The sequence below is a fragment of the Bradyrhizobium sp. LTSPM299 genome, from assembly GCF_000938235.1.
Classification (GTDB): Bacteria; Pseudomonadota; Alphaproteobacteria; order Rhizobiales; family Xanthobacteraceae; genus Bradyrhizobium.
This window is the reverse complement of the sequence record NZ_JYMU01000006.1, coordinates 230947-253840: the sequence shown is the minus strand read 5'-3', so window position 1 is coordinate 253840 and position 22894 is coordinate 230947. Positions and strand designations below refer to the sequence as shown.

20 protein-coding genes and 1 pseudogene are annotated in these 22894 nt (G+C 62.1%); 14 read left to right on the top strand and 7 right to left on the bottom strand.

Translation table 11 applies throughout. The annotated features are described in order from the left end of the window. Nucleotides 1-24 precede the first annotated feature (24 nt). Nucleotides 25-1248, top strand: a complete 1224-nt coding sequence (locus UP10_RS02290; RefSeq protein WP_044585777.1) for an ABC transporter substrate-binding protein — start codon at nucleotides 25-27, stop codon at nucleotides 1246-1248. Between the two features lie 16 nt (nucleotides 1249-1264). On the opposite strand, the gene UP10_RS02285 is transcribed toward UP10_RS02290, so the two are convergent. Genes UP10_RS02285 through UP10_RS02260 form a run of 6 tightly spaced genes read right to left on the bottom strand, consistent with a single transcriptional unit; the run spans nucleotide 1265 to nucleotide 7752 of the window. Next, a complete protein-coding gene (locus UP10_RS02285; RefSeq protein ID WP_044585776.1) occupies nucleotides 1265-3538 on the bottom strand; it encodes a N,N-dimethylformamidase beta subunit family domain-containing protein in 2274 nt (757 codons plus the stop codon). Between the two features lie 33 nt (nucleotides 3539-3571). After that, nucleotides 3572-3889, bottom strand: a complete 318-nt coding sequence (locus UP10_RS02280; RefSeq protein ID WP_044585775.1) for a N,N-dimethylformamidase alpha subunit family protein — start codon at nucleotides 3887-3889, stop codon at nucleotides 3572-3574. Between the two features lie 24 nt (nucleotides 3890-3913). Next, complete coding sequence (locus UP10_RS02275) at nucleotides 3914-4570, bottom strand: HAD family hydrolase (protein ID WP_044585774.1); 657 nt, start codon at nucleotides 4568-4570, stop codon at nucleotides 3914-3916. Next, a complete protein-coding gene (locus UP10_RS02270; RefSeq protein ID WP_044585773.1) occupies nucleotides 4570-6081 on the bottom strand; it encodes an FGGY-family carbohydrate kinase in 1512 nt (503 codons plus the stop codon). Before UP10_RS02270 ends, UP10_RS02275 begins: the two co-directional genes overlap by 1 nt. Nucleotides 6082-6097: 16 nt before the next feature. Beyond that, nucleotides 6098-6898 (bottom strand): BtpA/SgcQ family protein, encoded by an 801-nt coding sequence (locus UP10_RS02265; protein ID WP_044585772.1) that lies wholly within the window; start codon nucleotides 6896-6898, stop codon nucleotides 6098-6100. Further along, a complete protein-coding gene (locus UP10_RS02260) occupies nucleotides 6895-7752 on the bottom strand; it encodes a DeoR/GlpR family DNA-binding transcription regulator (RefSeq protein WP_044585771.1) in 858 nt (285 codons plus the stop codon). The genes UP10_RS02265 and UP10_RS02260 overlap by 4 nt, the downstream gene beginning before the upstream one ends. A 206-nt stretch (nucleotides 7753-7958) precedes the next feature. Between UP10_RS02260 and UP10_RS02255 the strand changes: the two genes are divergently transcribed. From UP10_RS02255 to UP10_RS02200, 12 genes are all read left to right on the top strand, one after another. Continuing rightward, entirely contained in the window at nucleotides 7959-8732 is a 774-nt protein-coding gene (locus UP10_RS02255; RefSeq protein ID WP_044585770.1) for an SDR family NAD(P)-dependent oxidoreductase, read from the top strand. A gap of 114 nt (nucleotides 8733-8846) precedes the next feature. Next, on the top strand, nucleotides 8847-10205 hold the full coding sequence (locus tag UP10_RS02250; protein ID WP_044585769.1) for an ABC transporter substrate-binding protein: 1359 nt from the start codon (nucleotides 8847-8849) through the stop codon (nucleotides 10203-10205). A 63-nt stretch (nucleotides 10206-10268) separates the two neighbouring features. Beyond that, entirely contained in the window at nucleotides 10269-11177 is a 909-nt protein-coding gene (locus UP10_RS02245) for a carbohydrate ABC transporter permease (RefSeq protein WP_197086725.1), read from the top strand. Continuing rightward, complete coding sequence (locus UP10_RS02240) at nucleotides 11177-12046, top strand: carbohydrate ABC transporter permease (protein ID WP_050043543.1); 870 nt, start codon at nucleotides 11177-11179, stop codon at nucleotides 12044-12046. Before UP10_RS02245 ends, UP10_RS02240 begins: the two co-directional genes overlap by 1 nt. 24 nt (nucleotides 12047-12070) lie before the next feature. After that, nucleotides 12071-13138, top strand: a complete 1068-nt coding sequence (locus UP10_RS02235; protein WP_044585767.1) for an ABC transporter ATP-binding protein — start codon at nucleotides 12071-12073, stop codon at nucleotides 13136-13138. Between the two features lie 58 nt (nucleotides 13139-13196). Next, nucleotides 13197-13973 (top strand): SDR family oxidoreductase, encoded by a 777-nt coding sequence (locus tag UP10_RS02230; RefSeq protein WP_044586129.1) that lies wholly within the window; start codon nucleotides 13197-13199, stop codon nucleotides 13971-13973. 370 nt (nucleotides 13974-14343) lie between these two features. After that, nucleotides 14344-15939: a hypothetical protein gene (locus UP10_RS02225; RefSeq protein ID WP_156179620.1), complete on the top strand. Its 1596-nt coding sequence runs from the start codon at nucleotides 14344-14346 to the stop codon at nucleotides 15937-15939. A 62-nt stretch (nucleotides 15940-16001) separates the two neighbouring features. Further along, on the top strand, nucleotides 16002-16742 hold the full coding sequence (locus UP10_RS41950) for a hypothetical protein (RefSeq protein ID WP_050043542.1): 741 nt from the start codon (nucleotides 16002-16004) through the stop codon (nucleotides 16740-16742). An 11-nt stretch (nucleotides 16743-16753) separates the two neighbouring features. Then, nucleotides 16754-18694 carry a GMC family oxidoreductase gene (locus tag UP10_RS02215; protein WP_044585765.1) on the top strand — a complete coding sequence of 647 codons (1941 nt, stop codon included), beginning with the start codon at nucleotides 16754-16756 and terminating at the stop codon, nucleotides 18692-18694. 47 nt (nucleotides 18695-18741) lie between these two features. After that, nucleotides 18742-19482, top strand: coding sequence for an HAD family acid phosphatase (locus tag UP10_RS02210; protein WP_050043541.1), 741 nt, complete (start codon nucleotides 18742-18744; stop codon nucleotides 19480-19482). A gap of 110 nt (nucleotides 19483-19592) precedes the next feature. Further along, on the top strand, nucleotides 19593-20108 hold the full coding sequence (locus UP10_RS02205) for a GNAT family N-acetyltransferase (RefSeq protein WP_197086724.1): 516 nt from the start codon (nucleotides 19593-19595) through the stop codon (nucleotides 20106-20108). A gap of 78 nt (nucleotides 20109-20186) precedes the next feature. Next, nucleotides 20187-20369, top strand: a complete 183-nt coding sequence (locus UP10_RS02200; RefSeq protein ID WP_044585763.1) for a hypothetical protein — start codon at nucleotides 20187-20189, stop codon at nucleotides 20367-20369. 72 nt (nucleotides 20370-20441) lie between these two features. Here UP10_RS02200 and UP10_RS02195 read toward each other — a convergent pair whose 3' ends face one another. Further along, nucleotides 20442-22466, bottom strand: coding sequence for a carbohydrate porin (locus tag UP10_RS02195; RefSeq protein ID WP_044585762.1), 2025 nt, complete (start codon nucleotides 22464-22466; stop codon nucleotides 20442-20444). Nucleotides 22467-22591: 125 nt separating this feature from the next. Here UP10_RS02195 and UP10_RS45700 point away from each other — a divergent pair. Continuing rightward, a pseudogene (locus UP10_RS45700) lies at nucleotides 22592-22811 on the top strand (divalent metal cation transporter); the annotation flags it as partial. Nucleotides 22812-22894: the final 83 nt, after the last annotated feature.

Here is a 22894-nt window from a genome sequence, read left to right as displayed (position 1 = left end):
ACATCAAAAACTGCGAGGCGAGAGATGTCCAGACACGCGCGCGCTATCGCGCTGACGATCTTTATCGGATTGGCCCTTACAGCGCCTGGCAGCGCCCAAGAGAAGCGGTACGATCCCGGCGCATCCGATACGATCATCAAGATTGGCAATACGGCTCCCTACAGCGGGCCGCTCTCCTCGAATGGCATTATCGCCAGAACGGAAAGCGCCTACTTCAAGATGATCAACGAACAGGGTGGCGTTAACGGACGCAAGATCGAGTTCATTTCCTACGATGATGCCTATAGCCCTCCCAAGACGGTGGAGCAGACGCGCAAATTGATCGAAAGCGACGAGGTTCTGCTTCTCTTCAATCAACTCGGTACGCCGACCACCATGTCGGTCATCAAATATGTCAACGCCAAGAAGGTGCCACAACTGTTCATCGCGGCCGGAGGAACGATCTTCGGCGATCACAAGACATATCCCTGGTCGATGGGCTTGCAGCCAAGCTACCAGAGCGAGACACGCATCTATGGCAGGTACCTGCACGAAAATTATCCCGGCGGAAAGATTGCGGTTCTCTCGTCCAATGACGACTTCGGACGGGACAATATCAAGGGCTTGAAGGACGGTCTCGGCGACGCGGTCGGCAATATTGTCGCCGAAGTCACGTATGAGACGAGCGCGCCGACGATCGACTCCGAACTTGTGAAGCTGAAATTCTCGGGCGCCAGCATCTTCGTCAATTTCGCCTCGGCGAAGTTTGCGGCGCAAGCCATCAAGAAAGCGGCGGAGATCGGCTGGAAGCCGGTGCATATCCTGCATGGCAACTCGCAATCGATCAGCGCCGTCCTAAAACCCGCCGGCCTCGAAAACGCAAAGGACATCATCACCGCGAGTTACAGCAAGGATCCTGCCGATGCGGCCTGGAAAGACGACCCCGGTTTGAAGCGATTCTCCGAATTCATCGTCAAATACATGCCGGGAGAAGACAAAGACAATTTCTATGTGGTCTATGGATACAACGCCGCCCAGGCGCTGGTCGGAATACTCAAGCAGTGCAAGGATGACCTTACACGCGCCAACATCATGAGGCAGGCTGAGGCGTTGAACCAGGTTCATCTCGATATGCTGCTTCCGGACGTCACGCTGAGCACAACGTCAACCGACCACTACCCGATCGAGCAGATGCAATTGCAGAAGTTCGATGGTCAGAGCTGGGTGAGGTTTGGCTCTGCCATTGACGGGACGCTGAGCGAGAAATGAGAACCGCCGAAAGGCGTCACGTTGAGAAATCCTGGTCCTTCAGAAAGCGAGACAGCACGTTCCAGGTGATCCTGGAAATGTTGTTGTCATACTTATTGTGCGACAGCGACCCGCACCAGGCGATCGATGACGTGCAGAACAAGGCTCCGCCCGAAGCTGTTTCGCCGAAGGCGAGGTCGGCCTTGACGCGCGGGTTGACGTCGGCACCGAGGTTGGGCGGCACGACGCCGAACTCCTCGTTGACGAGCAGCATCATCGGGGAATGGCCGTCGGAGGAGGCGAGCCGCAGCATGTTGGGTGGGGAGCCGAGCTCGGTCGTCAGGCAGTCCAGCTCGATGCCCGCGGCGCCACCGCCGATCAAGCCGAAATCGCCGATGATCTCGTCCTCGACGCCCTCGAAGATGAAGGCGGCGCGCGGATCGGCGGCGTCGGGCGCGCGACGGTAGAAGCCGGAGACGTCGAAGCCTTGGGCGATGAACCCGACACCGCAGATCAGGTTCGGCGGCCGCCCGATGCGGCGCCACAATCCACCGAGCTCGCCGGTAAAGGAATGATGATATTCGCCCGGCTCGGCCATCCAGGTCCGGATGCCGTCCTCGGCGCGACGGACCTCGATGACGCCGGGCAGCGTCTTGTGGAACGCGATCCGCCAATACCAGCCGTTGCCGCCCATATACATCAGGCGGCCGCCGCGATCGATCCAGGCCTTCATGGCATCCCACATCGGCGTCGAATGGTATTCGGGATGGGTTCCCGTCAAGATGACCTGGTAGTCCTTGATCAGCGCGTAGCCGTCCTCATGCAAATCTTCGTCGGTGATGACGTCGTAGTCGACGCCCTTGTGCTCGAGCCAGTCGAACAAATGCGTGTCGGCGTTGTACTGGTACAGCGCCGAACCGTGGCCGCCGAGCCAGGAATGGTAACGTGCCGAGAAGTTCAGCACCGGGCGCAGCCGGCTTGAATAGCAGACGCCGGAGCCGTCGGCGTGGCAATCGTAGAGCGAGCCGCCGAGTTCGGGGTGATCGTAGAGATGGGCGTCCGCGTGTCCGAACGTCAGCAGGCGGTTCATCTGCAACTCGGCGCCGCGGGCGGTGATGTGCTCGCCATGGTTGGCGTAAGCGAGGTAGGAGGCGGTCGGCGCGAGGAATGCCACCTTCGGCCGCGCGCGGCCCAGACGCGCGCCGCGCGGCGGGCGAATGAAGAAGGCGAGATAATCCTCGCGCGTGGCGTTCTCGTCATTGTCGCCGCAGGACACATGCAGCGCGTAGGGCCCGCTGCGGATATCGTCGGGAAGCACGACCTCGACGCTGGTCTCCCATCCGAGGTCATAGACGTCGTCGTGATGGAAGTGGATGGCGCCGTATTGCTCCGGGCGTTGCCGGAAGTCGTGGATCTCGCCATCCCAGTTCGATCCCCTCATCGCCCGGGTCGGCAGATGGACGAGGCGGCCGTGCAGGCCGTCGGGCCCGATATCGATCGCACGGTCGGTCTCGATGTCGCGACCGAAATCCCAGCGCGCGATGATGGCCTCCGCGATATCAGGCGACACGGGATGCGCGCTCAATCGCTCGTGCGTTGCGATCGGATGTATGCCTGCCAGCAGGACCGGCCGTTCGATCTTGCCGTCGAAATGCGCGTCGACACGGCCATCGTGGTCCGGCTGTCCGGCAAGGTGGAAGGTTCGCGCCCAAAGCCGCGGAGACTGCTGAGGCATCGGAGCCGATATTTCGGCGTGTCCAGAATCGTCGACGTACGCGTAGCGCCGCAAATTGCGCTGGGCAAGCCGTAACTGGCCGGTGGCGGGATCGAACGAGACGGCGACCGCGTACCATTGCCGGGTGAGCATGGACTTGCCGGTCGACGCTTCCGCGACGGGCCCGGCATCTGCGGAAATTCTTGCTGTCAGGGAGCCCTGCGGCGAAAGTCCGATCCAGACGCCGCGCTGCGCCGCCGGATCCCATTGTGTAAACAGCGTTTGCTCGCCGCGCCCGGGGAGGGTGGGCCAAACGATTGCGAGAAAGGTAAAGGCGCGCGCGCCGAGGTCGGGCGCATCGTCGACGACCATATAGGAGCCGGCGTCGCCGGATTGCTTGCGTCCGGGATGTGGGCCGTCGAGCGCGGTGGGGACGTGGATGAACTTCAGTCCCGGCCCTTCCGGATTGCAATCGCCGTGCACGACACGAACGATGCGAGCCTCGAACTGGTCAGCGTCCTCAAGCGAAATCTTGAAGGCGATCTTCTCGCCGGGTGCCACGGAATAACGATCGGGATAACCCGTAACCTTCAGCATCCGCGACGCCCTTCCATTGAACCGGTGTGCATCTCAATCCTGCAATTTACCATCGAGGTTCTCGCCGGTCGCAGCGCGCCATCGGCGCCGAAACACTTCCCATTCCGCCTCTTCGCGGGTGGCAAAGCTGGTCTCGTCCTCGAAGCGGATCGGGTCCGCGCGCCGGGGCGGCATTGTTGCGAGCGTCCATTTGGCAAACGGCTTGCGGCAGACGATGATGACCTGATGGCCGGTCGGATCGACCCGCAGGATCGACAGCACGCGCGTCAGCCCCGGGCTGTGTCCACCGATCGGATGACGGCGAAATTCCTCGGCGAATGGACGGTCGTTGATGGGATCGATCTTGTACATGGCTCGCTCGATGGCTCCTTCGAACTACTCGCGTGCTTTGCCCGGCTGACTGCGTGCCGGGGACAGGACAATATCGACGACCTCCGTCAGGCTGTCGATCAGCCAGTCGGCATGATCAGCGGGTTCACCTCCGATCGCCACGGTGCGCAGGCCGGCAGCGGATGCCGATGCGAGGCCACTTTGGCTGTCCTCGACGGCGAGCAGGCGCTGCGGTTCGACGCCGAGGCGCTGCGCTGCCATCGTGTAGGGTTCGGGATGCGGCTTGCCGTTGGCGACGTCGTCCAGGCTGATCGAGAATTGCAGATAGGGCAGCAGTCCCAGGGTGGCGAGATTGGCGTCGACGATGCGCCGGCTGGAATTGGAGACGCAGACTTGCGGGATGCCGACGCGATCGAGCCGCTGGATCGCCTCCCGCGCGCCCGCCAGCGGGCGCAGCCGGTCGCTGCCTGCGATGTAGCGGCTTTCGATCGCATCGAGCCATTCGGCACGCGTCACTGTTGCGGGAAAACGGCTTCGGAGTTTTGACCAGACATCTTCCATGTGGACGCCGCGGAACGCGAGGGGCAGCAGGTCGCCGAGATCGACGTTGAACTTCGCCGAGGCGTCTAGAAGCGCCTGATGATGCAAGGGTTCGCTGTCGACCAGTGTCCCGTCGATGTCCCAGGCGACCGCGGAGATCATCACGCCCTTGCCCCGTGATCGAAACCGCGCATGCGACCATAGAATTCGCGGAAGGCGGCGTAACCGTCGGAATAGGCCTGGGCGTTGGCAGGATTGGGCTCGATGCGCCGGCTGTGGCCGGTGAGGTTTGTGATCGCTCCCCAATCGTCGGCGAGGCCGGTGCCGATGGCCGCGGTCCATGCGGCGCCGAGGCAAGAGCCGGGGTGCTGTGCAGACAATTGCAGCGGCTTCTGGATCACGTCGGCGACGATCTGCATCCAGGTCAGACTGTTCGAACCGCCGTCGGAGGCCCGAAACCGGACGGTCTCGGCCCCTGCCTCGGCAAACACCTCGAGGTGATGACGGATGGCGTAGGCATAGGATTCGAGCAGCGCGCGCCAGAGATGCGCGACGCCATGGCTGAAGCTGAGCCCGGAGATCATGCCTCTCGCGCCGGCGTCATGGATCGGGGTCTTCTCGCCCAGAAAATACGGCACGATGGCAACACCATCGGCGCGGGGCGGCACGCGCGCGGCCATACGATCGAGATATTGATGCGGGCTGAGGCCGGCCGCGCCGGCTTCCGCGGCTGCTCCACTGGCGAAATTGGCGATGAACCAGTTGAGGCCGGATCCGCCGGTCGACATGCAGCCGTTGGGGACATAGAGGCCCGGCATCAGATGATAGTCGAGGAACAGCCGCGGGTCCGGCCGCGCATTTTCGGAGATAGCGAGGACGTCGACCGAGCCGCCGAACTTCAACAGGCAGTCGCCGCGGCGCGACAGGCCGGACGCAAGCCCGGAGGCGATGAAATCAGCCGCGCCGCCCACCACAGGCGTGCCGGCGGCGAGGCCGCATTGCGCCGCTGCGGCCGGTGTCACGACGCCGATGATCTCGCTCGACATCGCCCGCCGCGGCACGGTGCGCTCGGGCAAATGGGTGTGGGCGATCAGCGACGCGCTCAATTTGGCAGCCCGCAAATCGGTCAACCCGGCCTCCAGCGCCCAGTTCTGCTCGATCCGCTTTTCGCCGGTGAGGCGGAAGTTGATGTAGTCGTAGGAGCCGAACACGGTTGCGATCTTGGCAAAGACCTCGGGCTCGTGCCGTTCGATCCATCGCGTCTTGGCGGCGAGCAATTGCTGATTGAGGCCGTTGCCGGCGTGCTGCGCAAACACGTGGTCGTCGATTTCGGCCCGCAACTCCTCGACTTCGGTGACGCAGCGCCCGTCGCTCTGCTGGATGCTTGGCCGCAGCAGCCGGTCATGTTCATCCAGCAGCACGATCGCCGGGAGCATGCCCGCCACGCCGATCGCGACGACATCGCTGGCCGCGACGCCACTCTTGGCGATCAGCGCGCGCGTGATGTCGCAGACGTTTCGCCACCATTGCTCGGGATCTTCCTCAGCCCACCCCGGACGGGGCGATTGGAGCTCGGCCGGTCGCGACTCCAGCGCCAGCGTGCGGTCGGGAAGCTGGATCAGAATTCCGATCGTCGAGGTGGTGCCGACATCGATGCCGATGACGCAGGACATGCTGCTATCAGATCCTTCAGCGCAGCTTCTCGACGGCATCCATGAAGCGGCGTACGCGCGCACCGTCGACCGCGTTCCAGGTATTGCCGTCGACCTTGAAATGCGTGCCTACGATCGCCCCATCGGCCACCGCAAGAACGTCGCGGACATTGTCGACGGTGACGCCGGTGTTGGCAAACACGGGGGCGTCGTGGATCGCCTCACAGACCTTGCGCAGGTCGGATTCGTCAGCCGGCTGGCCGGTGATCGGTCCGGAAACCAGGATTGCGTCGGCAAGCGACGAGAAGATCGCGCTCTTGGCGCGAAGCTCGATCGGCCGCGCATCGAGCGAATGGGCGAACTCCGCGTTGATATTGAAGAGCAGCTTCAGATCGGGACGGCCGAGGTTTCGACGCAGCCGCGATGCGCCGGCGCAGTCGGGCGCCCAAACGCCCATGTCGGAGGCGAACACGCCGGTGAATATCTCGCGGACGAACCGCGCGCCGGTTGCGGCCGCGATGGCCACGCTCGCCGACGGGTCCCAGAGGTAGTTGACGCCGAATGGCACATTCAGCGCAGGCTTGATCGCCTGAACGACGGCGGTCATCGCCGCGACTCCCTCGAGCGGAGCGGATCTGACGTAAGGGCGGTCGTTCTCGTTGCCGAACATGACAGCGTCGACGCCGCCCGATTGCAGGGCTTCGGCATCGCGCGCCGCGTCATCGATCAGTTTCGCGACGCCACCGTCGGCATCGTACAACGGTGTCCCCGGCAATGCTCCGATATGGATCATTGCAATAACGGCTTTCTTCTTGGGGGCGAAGAAATCGAACATCATCGTGAATACCTCTTTCGTTCCTCGTGTCCTGATCCAAGTGTGTCTTCAGGTCCAACGATACGGGTTTCGACGCCGGCGGCGTCGAGCGCCGCGGCGATATCTTCGGGCGGCGGCGCGTCGGTCACCAGCGTGTCGATGGTCGAGAAGTCGCTGACGTGAACCAGCGACATCCGATGGAATTTCGAGCTGTCGCAGACAACCACCTTCAGCGACGATCGACGCAAATAAAGCCGCTTCAACTCGCTGTCGTCGGGTGAGTAATCGAACAGACCATCGGCGGTGATGCCGGAGACGCCGATGAAGGCAATGTCGAACCAGAAACGTTCGAATTGTTCCAGCGCAGTACTGTCGCTCGCCGAGGGCTCTTCACCGCGCACCTGCCCGCCGGGCATGTGAACGTCGCGCTTTGCGATCGCCAGCAGGCTCGCGGCGCGCAGGCTCGATGTGAAAAAGCGCAGGTTGGCGCGCTCTCTCAGCAATTCGGCGAGCCGATAGGTCGTCGACCCGACGTCCAAAGCGATCGTCTGTCGCGCCCCGATCAGTTCGGCGGCGGCGATCGCGAGGCGGCGCTTGATCTCGTCATTGTGCCGCAATCGGGCATCGAATGCGGGTTCGTCGCGATCGATCGGAGTGAGCGCGGTGCCGTCAGGCGCCATCGCGCCGCCATGGGTTCTGATCAGCGTTCCGCTGCGCCCGAGCTCATCCAGGTCGCGCCGGATCGTCATTTCCGAAACGCCGAGTTCGGCTGCGACATCGGATACAGCCAGGACACCGCGTTTGCGTGCGGTGTCAACCAGGAAAGCCTGCCGCAACTGCGGCGGCTGCCTCGGGCCGGTGGGGCGATTAGCGGACACGTGCTGCTCCTTCGAGACGATTCGAACATTAGTCTATCGCACATGTTCGTTTCTCGCCTGTCGATACTGCAAAATAGGCAACAATCAAACACAGTCAACCAAATTTGAGGCTTGCAATGTTCAAATATGTGTAGTTTTGTTTGGTAACGTCCGAATGACGGTCTGAACGTGTGCAGATCCACGATCGGACGGGAGGGCCTCGGGGCATGGGCAAATTCGATGGCAAGCGTGTGATCGTCACCGGCGCAGGAGCCGGTATCGGACGCGCCATCGCGTTGGCCTTTGCCAATCATGGCGCGCGGGTCGCCGTCGGTGATCTCAATCTCGAAAGCGCGCAGGCGGTCGCCGGCGAAATCGGTAGCGGCGCAGACGCCTTCCATGTCGATGTCAGCCAGCGTGGCTCGGTCGAGCCGGCCTTCGCGCACGTGTTCGCACGCTTCGGCGGCTGCGACATTCTGGCATCCAACGCCGGCGTCTCCACCATGGCGCGCGCCGTGGACCTGACCGACGAGGATTGGGACTTCAATTTCAACGTCAACACCCGCGGTGTTTTTCTCACCAACCAGATCGTCGCACGCCGGCTGCTCGCCGATGGCGGCGGTGGCGTCATCATCAACACGGCGTCGCTCGCGGCAAAGGTGGGTGCGCCGTTGCTGGCACATTATTCCGCCAGTAAATTCGCCGTCCTCGGATGGACCCAGGCGCTCGCCCGCGAGCTCGCGCCGCACGGCGTGCGCGTCAACGCCGTCTGTCCGGGTTTCGTCAAGACATCGATGCAGTCGCGCGAAGTCGCGTGGGAAGCGCAACTGCGCGGCCTTACGCCGGAGGCGGTCATCGCCGACTACGTCGCGCAGACGCCGCTTGGGCGGCTCGAGGAGCCCGACGACGTCGCTGGCGTCGTGTTGTTTCTGGCGTCCGACGCCGCGCGCTTCATGACCGGCCAGGGGATCAACGTGACGGGCGGGGTCTACATGACTTAGCGAATTCCACAGCCGGACAACGCGTCCGGCTGTGGGCAACGGGATGCCGCGGGCCGCAGCGAATTGCGGCATCAGCGGAAAGGCCAGGACCATTCAGGGATCAGGAGCAAGGCTATGACGAACATCGATCGCCGAACGCTGCTCAAAGTGATGGGAGCAACGAGCTTAACGCCGCTGGTCATCGGTGGCGCTGCCAGCCGAGCCGCGGCTGAGGGTGCCGAACTGAAGCCCACCAGCACCGAAACCATCTATTTCCGCGGTTGGCCCTTTCAGCCCGAAGTGGTGGCCGACAATGTCAATCGCTACAACCGCGAGCAGGCCGGGCACGTCGACTATCAGACGGTTACGCATGGCGACTATCCGACCTTGATGGAAAAATCCCTGATCGCCGGCGACAAGCTCGACATCATCTACGGCAATCCGCCGACGGCGGTCCGCTTCCTCGAGGCCGGATGGATCGCCCCGGCCGACGATGTGCCGAACATCGAGCAGATCAAGGCGGACATGTACGACAACGCCCGCAACGCTTTCACCTACAAGGACAAGCTGCTCGGCCTGTCCTACTTCCTGGCGGTGCGCGGCCTGGTCGTCGTCAACACCGACAAGCAGAAAGAGTTCGGCGTCGATGGCGTCCAGCCCAAGAACTGGGACGAGTTCTATGCCCAGGTGCTGGATCTCGCCAAGAAGGGCGGCAAGGACCTCTATATGCCGCACTGGTTCAACGAATTCTACGGCATCAGCTGGGCCTTCATCTGGGAGGTCATCAACCGCGGTGGCGCGCAGATCGATCCCAAGACCTTTGCGCCGCAGCTCACGGTCGACGGTGCGGGTGGCAAGACGCTGACGGCCTGGAAGGCGATCTACAATGCCGGCCTCGTCAAGGAAGAGGTGCTGTCGTTTAACGAGGCGGCGATCGTCGACGCGTTCAGCTCCGGCCGCTATCTGTACTCGACGCAAGCCTCGTACAATCTTGCCGTCTTCAACGATCCCACCAAATCCAAGGTCGCTGGCAAGACGCGCTTCCTGCCCTATCAGGGCCAGAGTTGGGGCCTGCTCGATTCCGCGATGTACATCAAGTCGGCGCGCAAGCGGCCGGCTGCGCTCGATGTCGACGTGGCGCGATTCCAGAGCTGGTACGGCTACAAGGACCAGACTGGAAAGGTCGCTGTCGGCCAGCGTTGGGCCGAAAACGCCATGCTGTTCTCGGCCTACAAGACCGTCATGGAGAGCGAAGCAACCAAGGCCGCCTTCAAGAAGAACCTTGTCGCCGAGGGAGACTTCGACGCGCTGCTGGCAGTTTACTCAAAAGCACCGCACCCCGACACCTGGAAGACGATCTATGCCGAGGAATACAATACTTACCTTCGCAACCGGCTTGGTCAGTTCCTGAGAAACGACGAATCCGTCGAGAAAGTGATCGCGGAGATCAATGCCCAGATCGCGTCGCTCAACAAGAAGTACAAGCTCGGGTAAGGGGCGATGACGGGATCATCTCGAGGCAGGCCTCATGGTGATCCCGGAATGGGAAGGCAGACGATGACGACGTATCGACGGGAGTTGTCCAACGGGCAGTTCGCACTTCTCCTGTCGGTGCCTGTGATCGCTTTTCTGCTGATGGTCATGATCTACCCGATGACCTATGCGATCTGGCTGTCCTTCCAGGAGGTGAGTTTCTTTGGCGGGTTCAAGACCACTTACACCGGGTTCGCAAATTACCAGGAGGCCCTGCTGTCGCGCGACTTCTGGTGGTCCACGCTGGTTACGATCAGATTTGTGCTGCTGTCGGTCGTTCTTTCGATCGGGATCGGCCTCGCGCTGGCGATGCTGATGGATCGTGCCGGCAAATGGCGCTCGCTCCTGGGAACGATCATTATCCTGCCCTGGTCCGTTTCGCTCTATGGGGCGGGGGTGATGTGGGCCTATCTCGCGCGTGGCCAGACCGGCGTGGCGTCGTCCCTGGTCAACCTGATCCTGGGCACCAGCACGTCGGACAAGGCGATCGAAATCTCGCTGATTTCCGGCCGACATATTGTTGACCTGCTGGCGCTCGGAAATGCCTGGAACATCGCCCCGTTGGTCGCCTTCTTCCTTCTTGCCAGTCTCAAGACCATCCCGAGCCGGCTGTATGACCTTGCAGGGCTCGATCAGCTGACGGCCTGGGAGCGCTTCGTGCACGTGACGTTGCCGCCGCTGCACTACTCGCTGTTCGTGTTCACCAGCATTGCGATGATCCTCTCGATGAAGCAGCTCGACTTCATCTATGTGATGTCGGCCGGTGGCCCCGGCGACGCGTCATCGACCTTGACCTACCGGCTCTATGAACTGGCGTTCCGGCAATCGAACTACGGGCTCTCGGCGGCGATGTCGTTCTACCTTCTGTTTTTGACCATCGGATCGGCGCTTGCGCTGCATTTCCTTTGGGGCCGGAAGCTGGAGACCACGTGATGGGCCGCAAGCTCCTTCGTTGCGCCGGCTACGGCTTTGCGGTGACGGTCGCCGTGATCTGGACGATCCTGCCGATCTACTGGACGCTCAAGACCGCGCTGTTCTCGCCGGTTGAAGCCGTCGCGTTTCCCGCACCGATCTTTCCGCTCCACCCGCATCTGGCGGCGTTCTTTAATATTTTCGGATTCGGCTTCACCGATGCAAAGGGCCAATATTTCATGCCGGCCGGCCAGGCGCCGCAGGTCATCCACGGTCTGGTCAACAGTCTGATCGTGACCGCGGCCGTGACTGCGATCACCCTGGTGATCGTGGTTCCTCTGGCTTACGCGTTCGGGCGGTTTTCCTTCCGCGGCAAGACGGCGTTGCTGATGGCCATCCTGTTCTCCGTCGCGGTACCTCCGGTATCGACGCTGATCCCGTTCTACATCCTGTTTATCCAGCTCGGTCTGACCGGCACGAAGTTCGGGTTGGTCATCGTCAATCTCACCGTGACGGTGCCGTTCGTGACGTGGATGCTGATTGGGTACTTCCGCAATCTGCCTCCGGTCGAACGGCTGGCGCAGATCGACGGGTTTTCGCGGTTTGGAACGCTTCTCCTCGTGGTGATCCCGATGGCGCGAAGCGGCATCGCGGTCGCGGCGGTGGTTTCGTTCCTGTTCGCCTGGAATGAATTCGTGTTCGCGACCCAGCTGGTGAATGGCACTGATGCGGCGACGCTGCCGACAGCGGTCTCCGGTTTCCTGTTCCTCCAGCCGCAGCCGGGACTGCTCTCGGCCTCGCTGTGGATATCAATCGTTCCTGCAGCCCTCGTTGCCTACTATCTGCAGCGGCACATCGCATCGCTCGGCATGGTCGATGCGATTCACTGACCAGCACGTTCGCCAGGATTGCGCATGACCACGATCAAGCTCGAAGGATTGCGGAAGGTTTACGGCTCCGAGACGGTCGTCGACAACACCAATCTTGAATTCGAAAGCGGCAACTTCGTCGTCTTCCTCGGGCCGTCCGGCTGCGGCAAGACGACGACGTTGAACATGATCGCTGGATTCGAGACGCCGACCGAAGGGCGGGTGCTGTTCGACGGCCGGGCCGTGAACGACCTTCCTCCGCATGCGCGCAACGTCGCGATGGTGTTTCAATCGGCGCTGCTCTATCCGCATCTGACGGCGCTTGCCAATATTCAGATGAGTCTCAGGCATGCGGGGTTGTCCGCGGACGAAATCAAGGCGCGGATATTGTCGGCGGCGCAGTTCCTGAAGGTCGATCAGCTGCTGGCAAAGAAGCCGAGCGCGCTTTCCGGCGGGGAACGGCAGCGGGTGGCGCTGGCGAAGGCCATCGTCAGGCAACCATCGGTGTTCCTGATGGACGAGCCGTTCTCGGCGTTGGACGCGGCGCTGCGGAATTCGCTGCGAGCGGAGCTGGTCCATCTTCAGAAGACGCTTGGCGTCACGACCGTTTTCGTCACGCACGATCAGATCGAGGCGATGACGATGGGCGATGTCATCGTGGTGATGAACAAGGGAAAGGTTGAGCAGGTCGGCTCTCCGGATGAGATCTACAACAAGCCGAATACCCGTTTTGTAGCGGGTTTCATCGGATCGCCGGCGATGAACTTCATCGAGGGAGTCCTCGGGGAAGGTGACGGTTCGCTGCAGTTGAAGGCGAAGAATTCCTGCGTCCTGTTGCCGCAACGGCTGCGCGATCGGGCAGGGGAACGTGGTGCAACCCATTGGCTGGGCATTCGCCCCCAGCACATGCGGATATCGGACCCAGCGGTGGAGCATGCGATCCCGAGCGAAGTCTGGGCGGTCGAGCGCCATGGCAAGGAAAATGTTGTCATCGTCCAGACGATTGACGGCGGCTCCATGCGAATTCTGACGACGCCGGACGTGAACCTGTCCGTCGGGGAGAAGATCGCGCTGACGTTCGACCCTGATAGGGCCTATCTGTTCGCCCGGTAGCGATCAGATCGTCGGACATTTGCGCAATCACCTTGAGTTATGTTCATTGGAGAAGATCATGACGGCGATCGACCGATTCAAGCTCGATGGCAGAACTGTCGTCGTGACCGGCGGAGCTCGCGGCATCGGCTATGCCGTCGCCGAACTCAGCGCATCCGTCGGGGCCGATGTCGCGATCATCGACATCCTCGAAGAGGCCGGTGTCGAAGCCACTCAGCGGCTTGCGGCATCATCGGGCCGCAAGGTCCGGTTCTACGGGGTCGATTTGCGGGAGCCGCGCAACGTCGAGGGGGCGGCGGCAGCGGTCGAGGCGGATTTCGGGCGCGTTCAGGTTCTTTTCAACTGCATCGGCGTCAACCCCAACACGCCCGTTCTCGAGATCCCCGCCGAGGAATGGCGGAACGTGATTGATGTCAACGTGAACGGGCAGTTTTTCGCGGCTCAGGCATTCGGCAGGCAGATGGCGCGCCATGGCGGCGGCAGCATCGTCGCGATCGGCTCGAACTCCGGTTTCATCGTCGACAAGCCCCAGCCGCAAGCCCACTACAACACAAGCAAGGCGGCCGTTCATCAGATGGTGAAGTCGCTCGCCGTGGAGCTCGCGCCGCACAACATCCGCGTCAACGCGGTTGCGCCGGGCTACGTTTTGACGGAGATGACGAAACGCGGTCTCAGCACATCGGAATGGGTGAAGCAGTGGGAAGAGATGACGCCGATGCGTCGTTTCGCCGAGCCTTCCGAAATCGCCTACACGATGCTGTTCCTCGCCAGCGACGCCGCGAGCTATGTGACGGGATCCATTCTCCTGGTCGATGGCGGATACACCTGCTGGTGACGGAAAGCGTCCGCCACCCGACAGATCCGGGCTAACGTTCGATCCGAACGCCGCCGCTCAGGGTTTTCCTAAAAACCTCTGGTTGCATTCGAGCGAATGACGTGCAATCATCCAGCCATTGGTCGCATTTGAAGATTTTCCGTTATTCGATTTTTGCGGACGCATTTTGACTGTTGATCCGCCATTCATTTCAGGAGCGGAGGCCGAGCATGGCAATGCGTCCCAACGCGGAAGGCCGCGCAGTATGTCCCAACGCAGTATGTCCCAAAGAGGGCCCTGCCCACGACACCGTTGAAGTCACTTTCTGAACCGCCCGGGCGAGCCCGGCGGTTGACGGGCTCCGGCGTCCCGCTTGTGTAGGGAGATGTCGATGCGATGCAGCCAGATTTTTGCTGTCGGTCTCGCGACTGCGGTCTGCCTGATCCCCAGTGCGCCGACGTCGGCGGCGGAAGCGGGTGCGCCCGCGAGCGCCGCCAAGGCGCCAAGCCTGGGCTGCGTGCCCACGGCAAGCCCGGATCCGTTTCTGCCGGATCCCTTCAAGTTCAAGCTGGCCGGCGACTTCCCGTCGGGGCTCCTTCCGATCGACGGCAAGGTCAGCGACAGCATCATGCTGTCCGGCCTGCCATGTCAGGAGCACGTCAACCCGAACGCCGGTGAAGAGGATGAGGGGTTGGAGAACCTTCAGCGCAGCTTCGATTTCTATTCGTGGCGCACCTTCCTTGCGCTCAATGCGCCCACCGACGGAACCCGTGTCGACCACGCGAAGGCGCGCATGCCCGCGCGCTGGGAGGACATGGCCAATTTCAAGCCGCTGCTCGACGTCATGCTGCCGCCCGCCTTGCAGCCGCCGAACTGGCCTGCCGACAAGGCCGGGATCGAGGCCGAGCGCGAGCGCTTGATCCCGGAGCAATGCCAGGTGCTGCACAAGCAGATGCCTGAGCGGATGGTCGTGAAGATGATCGAGGAGAGCTTCAACGAGCCGTTCAAGACCGGCCCGTTGATCGACCAGCACGGGCACTATGCGATCTTCGACATCCTGATGAACCGGCAGATGTTCGACTACATCAAGGCCAACGGTCTCTACAGCAAAGCCGGGCAGCGGGCCGCGGTCGACCTTTTCGTGGACTTCCCGCCCGGCAACGACCATCCGCCGGGCGATAACCCATCCCCCACATTGGGCGCCTTCATGCTCAAGGTGTCCTGGAAGATTCTGGTGCCGAGTGAAATCGAGGCCGGAAACTTCCATACGGTGGACGCGCTCGTCCTGATGCCGCCGGGCGATCCGAAGGTGAAGCGGCCGTGCCTGCCCGAAACCCTCGGACTGATCGGATACCATGCCGTCCACAAGACCGCAGGCCGTCCGCAGTGGATATGGACCTCGTTCGAGCACGTCAAGAACGTGCCTGATAACGACGAGGTCACGGCCAAGACCTTCGATGGTCCGTACAGCTTCTTCAGCACCAGCTGCACCAATTGTCCTGTTGTGAACGCGACGCCGCCGCGGCCCTGGGATCCCGATCCGGCGCTGCATCTGAAGTTCCGAAAGGACGATTCGTTCAAGAGTCAGATCGTGCGCGAAACGCCGCTGACGCATGCAACCAGGAATATGAACAGGATCTTCCACAGCATGCTGCAGGACAGCGTCTGGAAGCACTACATGCTGATCAACACGCAATGGCCGAGCACGTTTTCCTGCACGTCGCTGCATTCGCTCAGCTTCCAGGCTGCCGACCCCGCGACCGACTTCCTGAAGCAGCCGGACATGACGTGCTCGCCGGCACCGACATTCATGGCGAATTCGACGCTGGAGACCTACAGCCAGGGAGAGGTGCCGCTGGCGTCGTCAAGCTGCATCGCCTGCCACGGCAACGCGGTGAGCTTTCAAAGGCGGCCGTCGAATCCGAAGCCCGGCGCGCTTCATCTGAACCAGTCGGATTTCACGTTCATGCTGGAGAAGGCGCAGTAGGCGAAGTCTTCCATGAGTCCGGCGTCATTGTGACTTGGATTTTGCAGGAGTTGAGGATAGCCATGGCATCATCACCGCATCATCGGCAGGGCGATGTCGCGACGGCGGGTACGCCGCGCGAACCGGCCGCCGACGTGTCGCGCCGTTCGCTGCTGGCAGGCTCGGTCGCGGCAACGGCGGTGGCGAGTGTTTTGCCGATCTCCGGGTCGGCCTATGCGGATGCGCCCGATCCGAAGAAGCATCCGGACATGATGGCGTTCCTGGTGCTGTCCGCGGCGCTCACCGGCGTTCACGTGGCCACGCTGGCGCCCGAGTTCACGATGGACGGTAGCAAGGACATCCTGGACCAGAAGCCGACCACCGATCCGTTCAACATCAAGGACGATTACTTCAAGTTCATTGGCGCCGCAGACAAGACGTCCTCATTCGGCAAACTGTTGCAGATTGCCAGGGATCATCGCACCTCTGCGACCGACATCATTGCGGCCGTCAACAAGAGCGACGACGACAGCAAGTTCCTCGCGCGCAGCATCGTGCTGCTCTGGTACCTCGGCTCGTGGTACGAACCTGATGACCTGAAGAGCAACGCGACGCCCCCCGGAAAGCCCGGAAACCGGGCCTTCGTCGGCTCCCAAGTCGTTTCGGCAAAAGCCTACACGCAGGGGCTGGCTTGGCAGATCGCGCAGGCCCACCCGATGGGCTACAGCAATCTGCAGTTCGGCTACTGGTCGCGCGATCCGAACGATCCGAACGATTCAGGTGACCGGTCCAATCTCGGCCTGATCACGTCGACGATTCCCTGACGGAGCGCGCCATGGCCGATAACTGCATCAAATGCGATGTCGCGATCGTCGGCTCCGGCTTTGCCGGCGCAATCATCGCCAATGAGCTCAGCCAGAAGGGCATCAGTGTCGTCGTCCTCGAGGCCGGCGCGGGCGTTCAACCGAATATCAACGGATACATGGCGCACTTCTACAAGGCCAACGCCAAGGTTCCGGAAAGCGCCTATCCGCCGGAGTTCGTCGATTCGAAGGACAACATCATTGATCCGGCCAACGTGGCGGCCGGCCGCCCCACGGTTCTCAGCCTGCTGCCCTCCAGGTGGAACAAGCCCGAGCAGAGTTATCTCGTGCAGACGGGGCACGCGCCGTTTCCCAGTACTTACGAGCGCGTTGCCGGCGGCACCTCGCATTGGCTCGGCACCTCGTTGCGGCTCGTTCCCGGAGATTTTCGCTCCAAGACCACTTACGGAAAGGACCAGAAGGACTTTCCGCTGCCGGATTGGCCGGATGCCATCAGCGCCGACAAGCTGAGCCCGTATTACGCGAGGGCGGAGGCCGAACTCGGCGTATCGGCTGATGTGAACGAGCAAAGCTTTCTCGGCGTCAGTTTCACCAAGGACTACAGGTACCCGATGCCGCGGATTCCGCCGTCGCTGCTCGACCGGCGCGTTGGCGAGGCGTTGACGCAATTGACTGACAAGGAGACGAGCTTTCTCGGGATGGGCAAGCCCGTGAGCGAGATCAAGGTGCGAAGCCTGCCGGCGGCCCGCAACTCGCAGCCGTACCGCAATCGCCGCGCCTGCGCCGGCAATACCAATTGCATTCCAATCTGCCCGATCCAGGCCAAGTATGACCCGACCATCACGCTGAACGAGGCGACCAATCGTGGCGCGCAACTGATCGACCATGCGGTCGCCAGCGCGATCATTCTCGAGGATGAGCCCGTCAGCCGCGTCAGCCAGATCAATTTCATCAGATACAGCTCGGAGTCCGGGCCGAAGACCGGAGAGGGGTGCGTAAAGGCGAAGGTCTACGTCATCGCGGCCAACGCCATAGAGACGCCGCGGCTGCTGTTGATGTCGAAGAACAACGGCCGCACGGAGAAGGGCGTGGCCAACAGGAGCGAGCTGGTCGGCTGCAATCTGATGGATCACCCCTATTATGTCGCCTGGGGTTTGCTGCCGATGACCGCGAAGCCGGTGTTCCCCTATCGCGGCCCGCTGATCACGTCCGGCATTGGTGATCTCTGCGACGGTCCGTTCCGCGCCAAGCGTGCCGCCTTCCGGGTCGATATCGGCAATGAAGGCTGGAACTACGTGATCGGCGGCGGCGCGTTCGGCGCCGATCCGCTCGTGACCACCGTCGATTTCGTCAACGGCATGAACTCCAGCGGCCTCAACAAGCGCAAATTCACCCAGCTCTCCCAGGACAATGCCGCGATGTTCGGCGCAGGCCTCGCCCAGAAGCTGAACGACCTGATCTCGCGCCAGTTCAGGATCGGATTCCTGGTCGAGCAGCCGCCGGACCCGAAGAACCGGGTGACGCTGTCGAAGTTCACCGATGCGTTGAAACTTCCCCGCCCGGAGATTCGCTACGACATCTCCGAGTACACCAAGCAGGGCATCATCGCCGCCTATCGCATGAAGAATCTGATCTTCGACAGGCTTGGCGCAGAGGACTTCACCGAAACGGCCGATGGCGATCCTGCAGCTTTCGAAAAGATGATTGACGATGAGAAGATCAAGCTGACCTATGGCGGCGCTGGTCACATCATGGGCACCTATCGCATGGGCGACGACTGGAAGACCTCGGTCGTCGATTCATTCCAGCGCACGCATGATCACAACAACCTCTATCTGGTCGGAAGTGGTACGTTCCCGACCGGCGGCACCGCCAATCCAACGCTGACGATCTCAGCGCTGGCGATGCGGACCGCCGACAGTATCGCCGGCGATCTCAGGTCGCAGGGATAAACGCGGTGTTGGATCGTCGCGTCGTTCAACCAACCCGGAGGGCGGACATGAGGCGTTGGGATAACAGGCGCAAGCGGCTGGCCGTTGCAGCCGTTCTCGGCATGCTGGCGATTTCGCCATGCGCCGCGGCCGCGGACGATTGCCCGGTGATGCCGCCCAATCATATTCCCGACGCTCCGCTGCCGCCGCTCAATATCGACAAGATCAAGGATCGGCTGACGGACTATCACGACAATTTCTACCTCGCCGACGTCGCAGCGGTGTTCGGCCTGGCTCAGAAATTTGTCGAGAACTACTCCGGGCAGGCGCCGTTGCCTGCGATCGTGTTCGACATCGACGAGACGTCGCTGACCAACTGGCCGAACCTGGCTGCGGACAATTTCGGATTCATTGCGGGCGGTGCGTGCGATGTGCTGCCCGCGGGGCCTTGCGGCTTCAACAAGTGGATCGCCTTGGCGCAGGCCGAACCATTCAAGCCGGCGCAGGATCTGTTCAAGGCGGCCAAGTTCAAGCGGATCGCGGTGATCTTCATCACCGGGCGTCGCGATTCGCAGCGTGACGCAACTGTGATCAATCTCGATCACGCCGGCTACGCCTGGACTGAGCTCCGCACGCGTCCCGACCGGGACGAGCGGACCGTGCAACAGTTCAAAACGGATGAGCGCGCCAAGGTCGCGGGCGAGGGCTATACGATCGTCGCCAATATCGGCGACCAGATGAGCGACATCGACGGCGATAATTCCGGATGCCGCTTCAAGGTGCCGAATCCGTACTACTTCATCAAGTAGCTGATACGGCAGTCACCAGCGGCCGGTGGGCAGTGTATCCTTTATCAGTGACGAAGTGTCCGGGATGCATTATGCGTCCTGTCCAGCTGATCGTGCCTGAAGGATACCCAATGACCGCGTCTTCGATCGAGATCCGGCGTCTGACGGCTGCGGACGCCGCCGTGTATCGCGACATCCGGCTTGAGGCGCTGCGATTGAGCCCCGAGGCATTCGGCAGTGCGTTCGAGACTGAAAGCGTCCAGCCCGTCGGTTGGTTCGCGCAGCGGCTCGACGGCGGCGCGGCGATACTCGGGGCATTTCGCGGCGGGGAACTTGTCGGGATCGTGGGATTGATGGTGGCCGACGGACCGAAGCGCCAGCACAAGGGCACGCTTGTGGGAATGTACGTGCGGCAGGCCGCACGGCGCGTCGGCGCCGGCCGCCGGCTGGTCGATGCCGCACTCGATCTCGCTGCGCAGTCCGTCGAGCTGGTCCAGCTGATCGTGGTTGATGGCAATGACCCGGCGCTGCGGCTCTACCAAAGCGCAGGCTTCGTGGAGTACGGCCTGGAGCGGCATGCGCTGAAGATCGACGGCCGCTACTACGACGATATCCTGATGGCGAAGGATCTGGTCGGGCGCGCGTGACCCCGCCACGGGCGCGGGTGTTGCGAATGTGCCGGCGAAGCACCAATTGTCCCGCGTGGTGGTCTTCGGACGCGTGTCATGGCGGAATGGTACTTCATCTGGGTCGAAGGTCTGCGCGGTCCTGAACCGCAGAAATGGTCGTCGGAGGCGCTGTGGGGGCAGCTCGCCCGCCAGGACGTGATTGTCCGCTTCCCGTTGACGGATCCGGAAGCCGGCCTGTCGATCGACCAACTGGTGAAGCTGCATCCGATTCCTCATTAAGGGAACGCCGCGGGCGGACAAGCCTCAGACCGTGACGTCGAATCCGGGGAGGGGGCGTCCGCCACGCCTGGCTCAGAACTGTGTGTGCAGCCGTGTTGCGAACACCGACACCGGTCCACGATCCCGGTTGTATCCGGGATTGACGATGAGCTGATAGTCGAGCGTCACCCGCGCAAAGGACACCGGGAAACTGTAATAGGTCTCGAGGATCTGTTCCGATCCCGGATGCGGAAGCTGACCGTCGCCGACGAGGATACCGAGGCCGCCGGCGTTGAGATACTCCTGGTGGACCTTGCTGATGCCGTTGATGACCCCGGCAATTCCGAACGTATCGTCGGGCCGTCCCCATCGCTTGCCCTGCACCGAAAGGCCCCCGGACACGGTGCGGTCGATGTCGGTGAATTCATAGGGCTCGACGTCGCCATTGGCCCAGCCGGCGCGGCCGAACAATCCGACCCCATCGGCGATCTGTTGCTCGAGATTGAGGCTGACCCCGCCGCGGCTGCGATATTCGCGCACCGCGCTGATATTGATGGGATCGCCGGTCGACGCCGCAAGCGCGAGGGCATCCTGGAATGTGCCCATCCGGCCGCGCGACAGGAAACCGGTCACCGCAATTTTGCCCGGCTGGCCCCACAATTCGTGGCGGTGCTCGATCTCTCCGATCCACTGGAACTGTCCGAACTGCGGATCGAGATCGGTGCTGTTCGGCACGATCGACATGTCGAACAGGCCGCCGCGGAAGCTCCAGTCGCCCTGGTACCACTCGACGGCGCCGCCCAGCGTATAGCCCCAGGCTTCCGCGGCGTAGTCGAAAGTGCCGGCGCCGATGATCGACCAGTTCAGGAAATCGCTGCGCGGATCGTGGGCGTATTTGTTGGTGTCGAAGATATCGCCGACCCCGAACTTTCCGACCGTGAACACCAGCCGGTCGGCGGTCTGGGTGGCTGCGAATTGATTGATTCCGGCGTCCACCGTCTGGGTTTCACCGCCGAGATCGATGGTCTGGCGGATGAAGGCGCGATGCAGGCGCGTGTAGGGATAGTCTGCACCCTTCTTGTAGGCTTCGCCGCTGGTGAAGCCGGCGACGCCGAGCGTTCCGCTGAGGCCGTACCCTTGATCGATCTCCGGATTGAACCATGTCTCGGCGCCTTTCCACAGACGCAGGCCGACATAGGCGGTGGCGTCCCAGGTTTCGCGCCCGGCGTTTGCGGCAAGGCTGTTTGGGCCGCTGTAGGGCGCACGAAAGGGAGCCGCATACTGACTGACGAAGGTGGTCTGGCCATGGACGGCCCAGATATCTTCGGTGGCCACGGCGGGCGCCTTGGTGATGAGCGCCGGACTAGTCACCGCGTCGTCTCCAAACAGCTTGTAGTTCAGGCCGAACCTGACCTGATGCAGCGACAGGTTTGAAGAGAATAGCTCTGGTGTGCCGGCGAACGCTCGGCTGCTGCTATCGAAGCCGGTGTAGAGATACTCGCCGCGTGCGCTCCAGTTCGGCGCAACCGGAATTTCGACACCGGCGCCGGCGGCCCAGCCAAACCGCCACGGGAAGGCACCTTCATTGGTACCTGATGGCAGCACGCCGCCGGCAAGTTGCGTGCGGGACAGTTGGTCGTAGCACCAGGCAAATCCGCCCGTTCCGTATGCCAGCCAATTGTTGTCGAAGACGTAGCCGAGGCGTCCGCGTACCGTGCCGGAATAGAGCTGGGTGTCGCCGTAACTCACGGTGCCCGTGCTCGTCGTGCCCGCAATCAGATTGGGAAACGAGATGTCCGATTCAACACCGAGCAGAACACAGGACGGCAACGTCAGATTGTAGCCACTCTGAAGACCACCGAAGAAACTGCCAGAGCCTTTGAAGAGGTCGAAACCGTTGGTGAGAACGGTCGTGCCGGAGGAGGAGACTCCGCCGACCGGATCGGCCGACCAGTCGGATTGGCCTGCCGCGTAACCGACATGTCCCCCGACATACCAGCCTGACCAATCGAACGGCGTGCCTGGTCCGATCGCCTGCTTGGGCAAATCGGCAGTGTTTGCCGCTTTGGTCGCCGCAAATGCCGCCAGGCAGCCCACCACGCAGTAGATCCGTACCATCGTTCGCCCAGATTCGCTATTGCAAGTCAATTGCAACAAGGTTGCCCGGCGCGCGGCAGGCTGTCAAGATAGTTGCAATTGATTGTCAATTGCAAGATTGGCACATGGGGGATGACGGTGGTGGTGGCGAGCAGGGCACGGCCAGGCTGTTGATCCTCATCCAGGTGTTGTTGTCGAACCAATTGCCGTTCGCCGGTCGCCCTGGTGCAGTTCGTCTCGGATCGCAGGAAGATGGGCGAGTTTGCCATCTCGAAGCCGATTGCGATCGTGTGCTGGATCGTGGCCGCCATCATCCTGCTGTTGAATTTCAAGCTGCTGTTCGACGTCGTCACCGGAACGGGCTGAGCGGGCATTGCGCTTGAAGATGGAGCGGCAGGATCGAGTGACGCCGTCCTTGCGTGTCTAAGCCGATCGCCGTGGGCGCGACG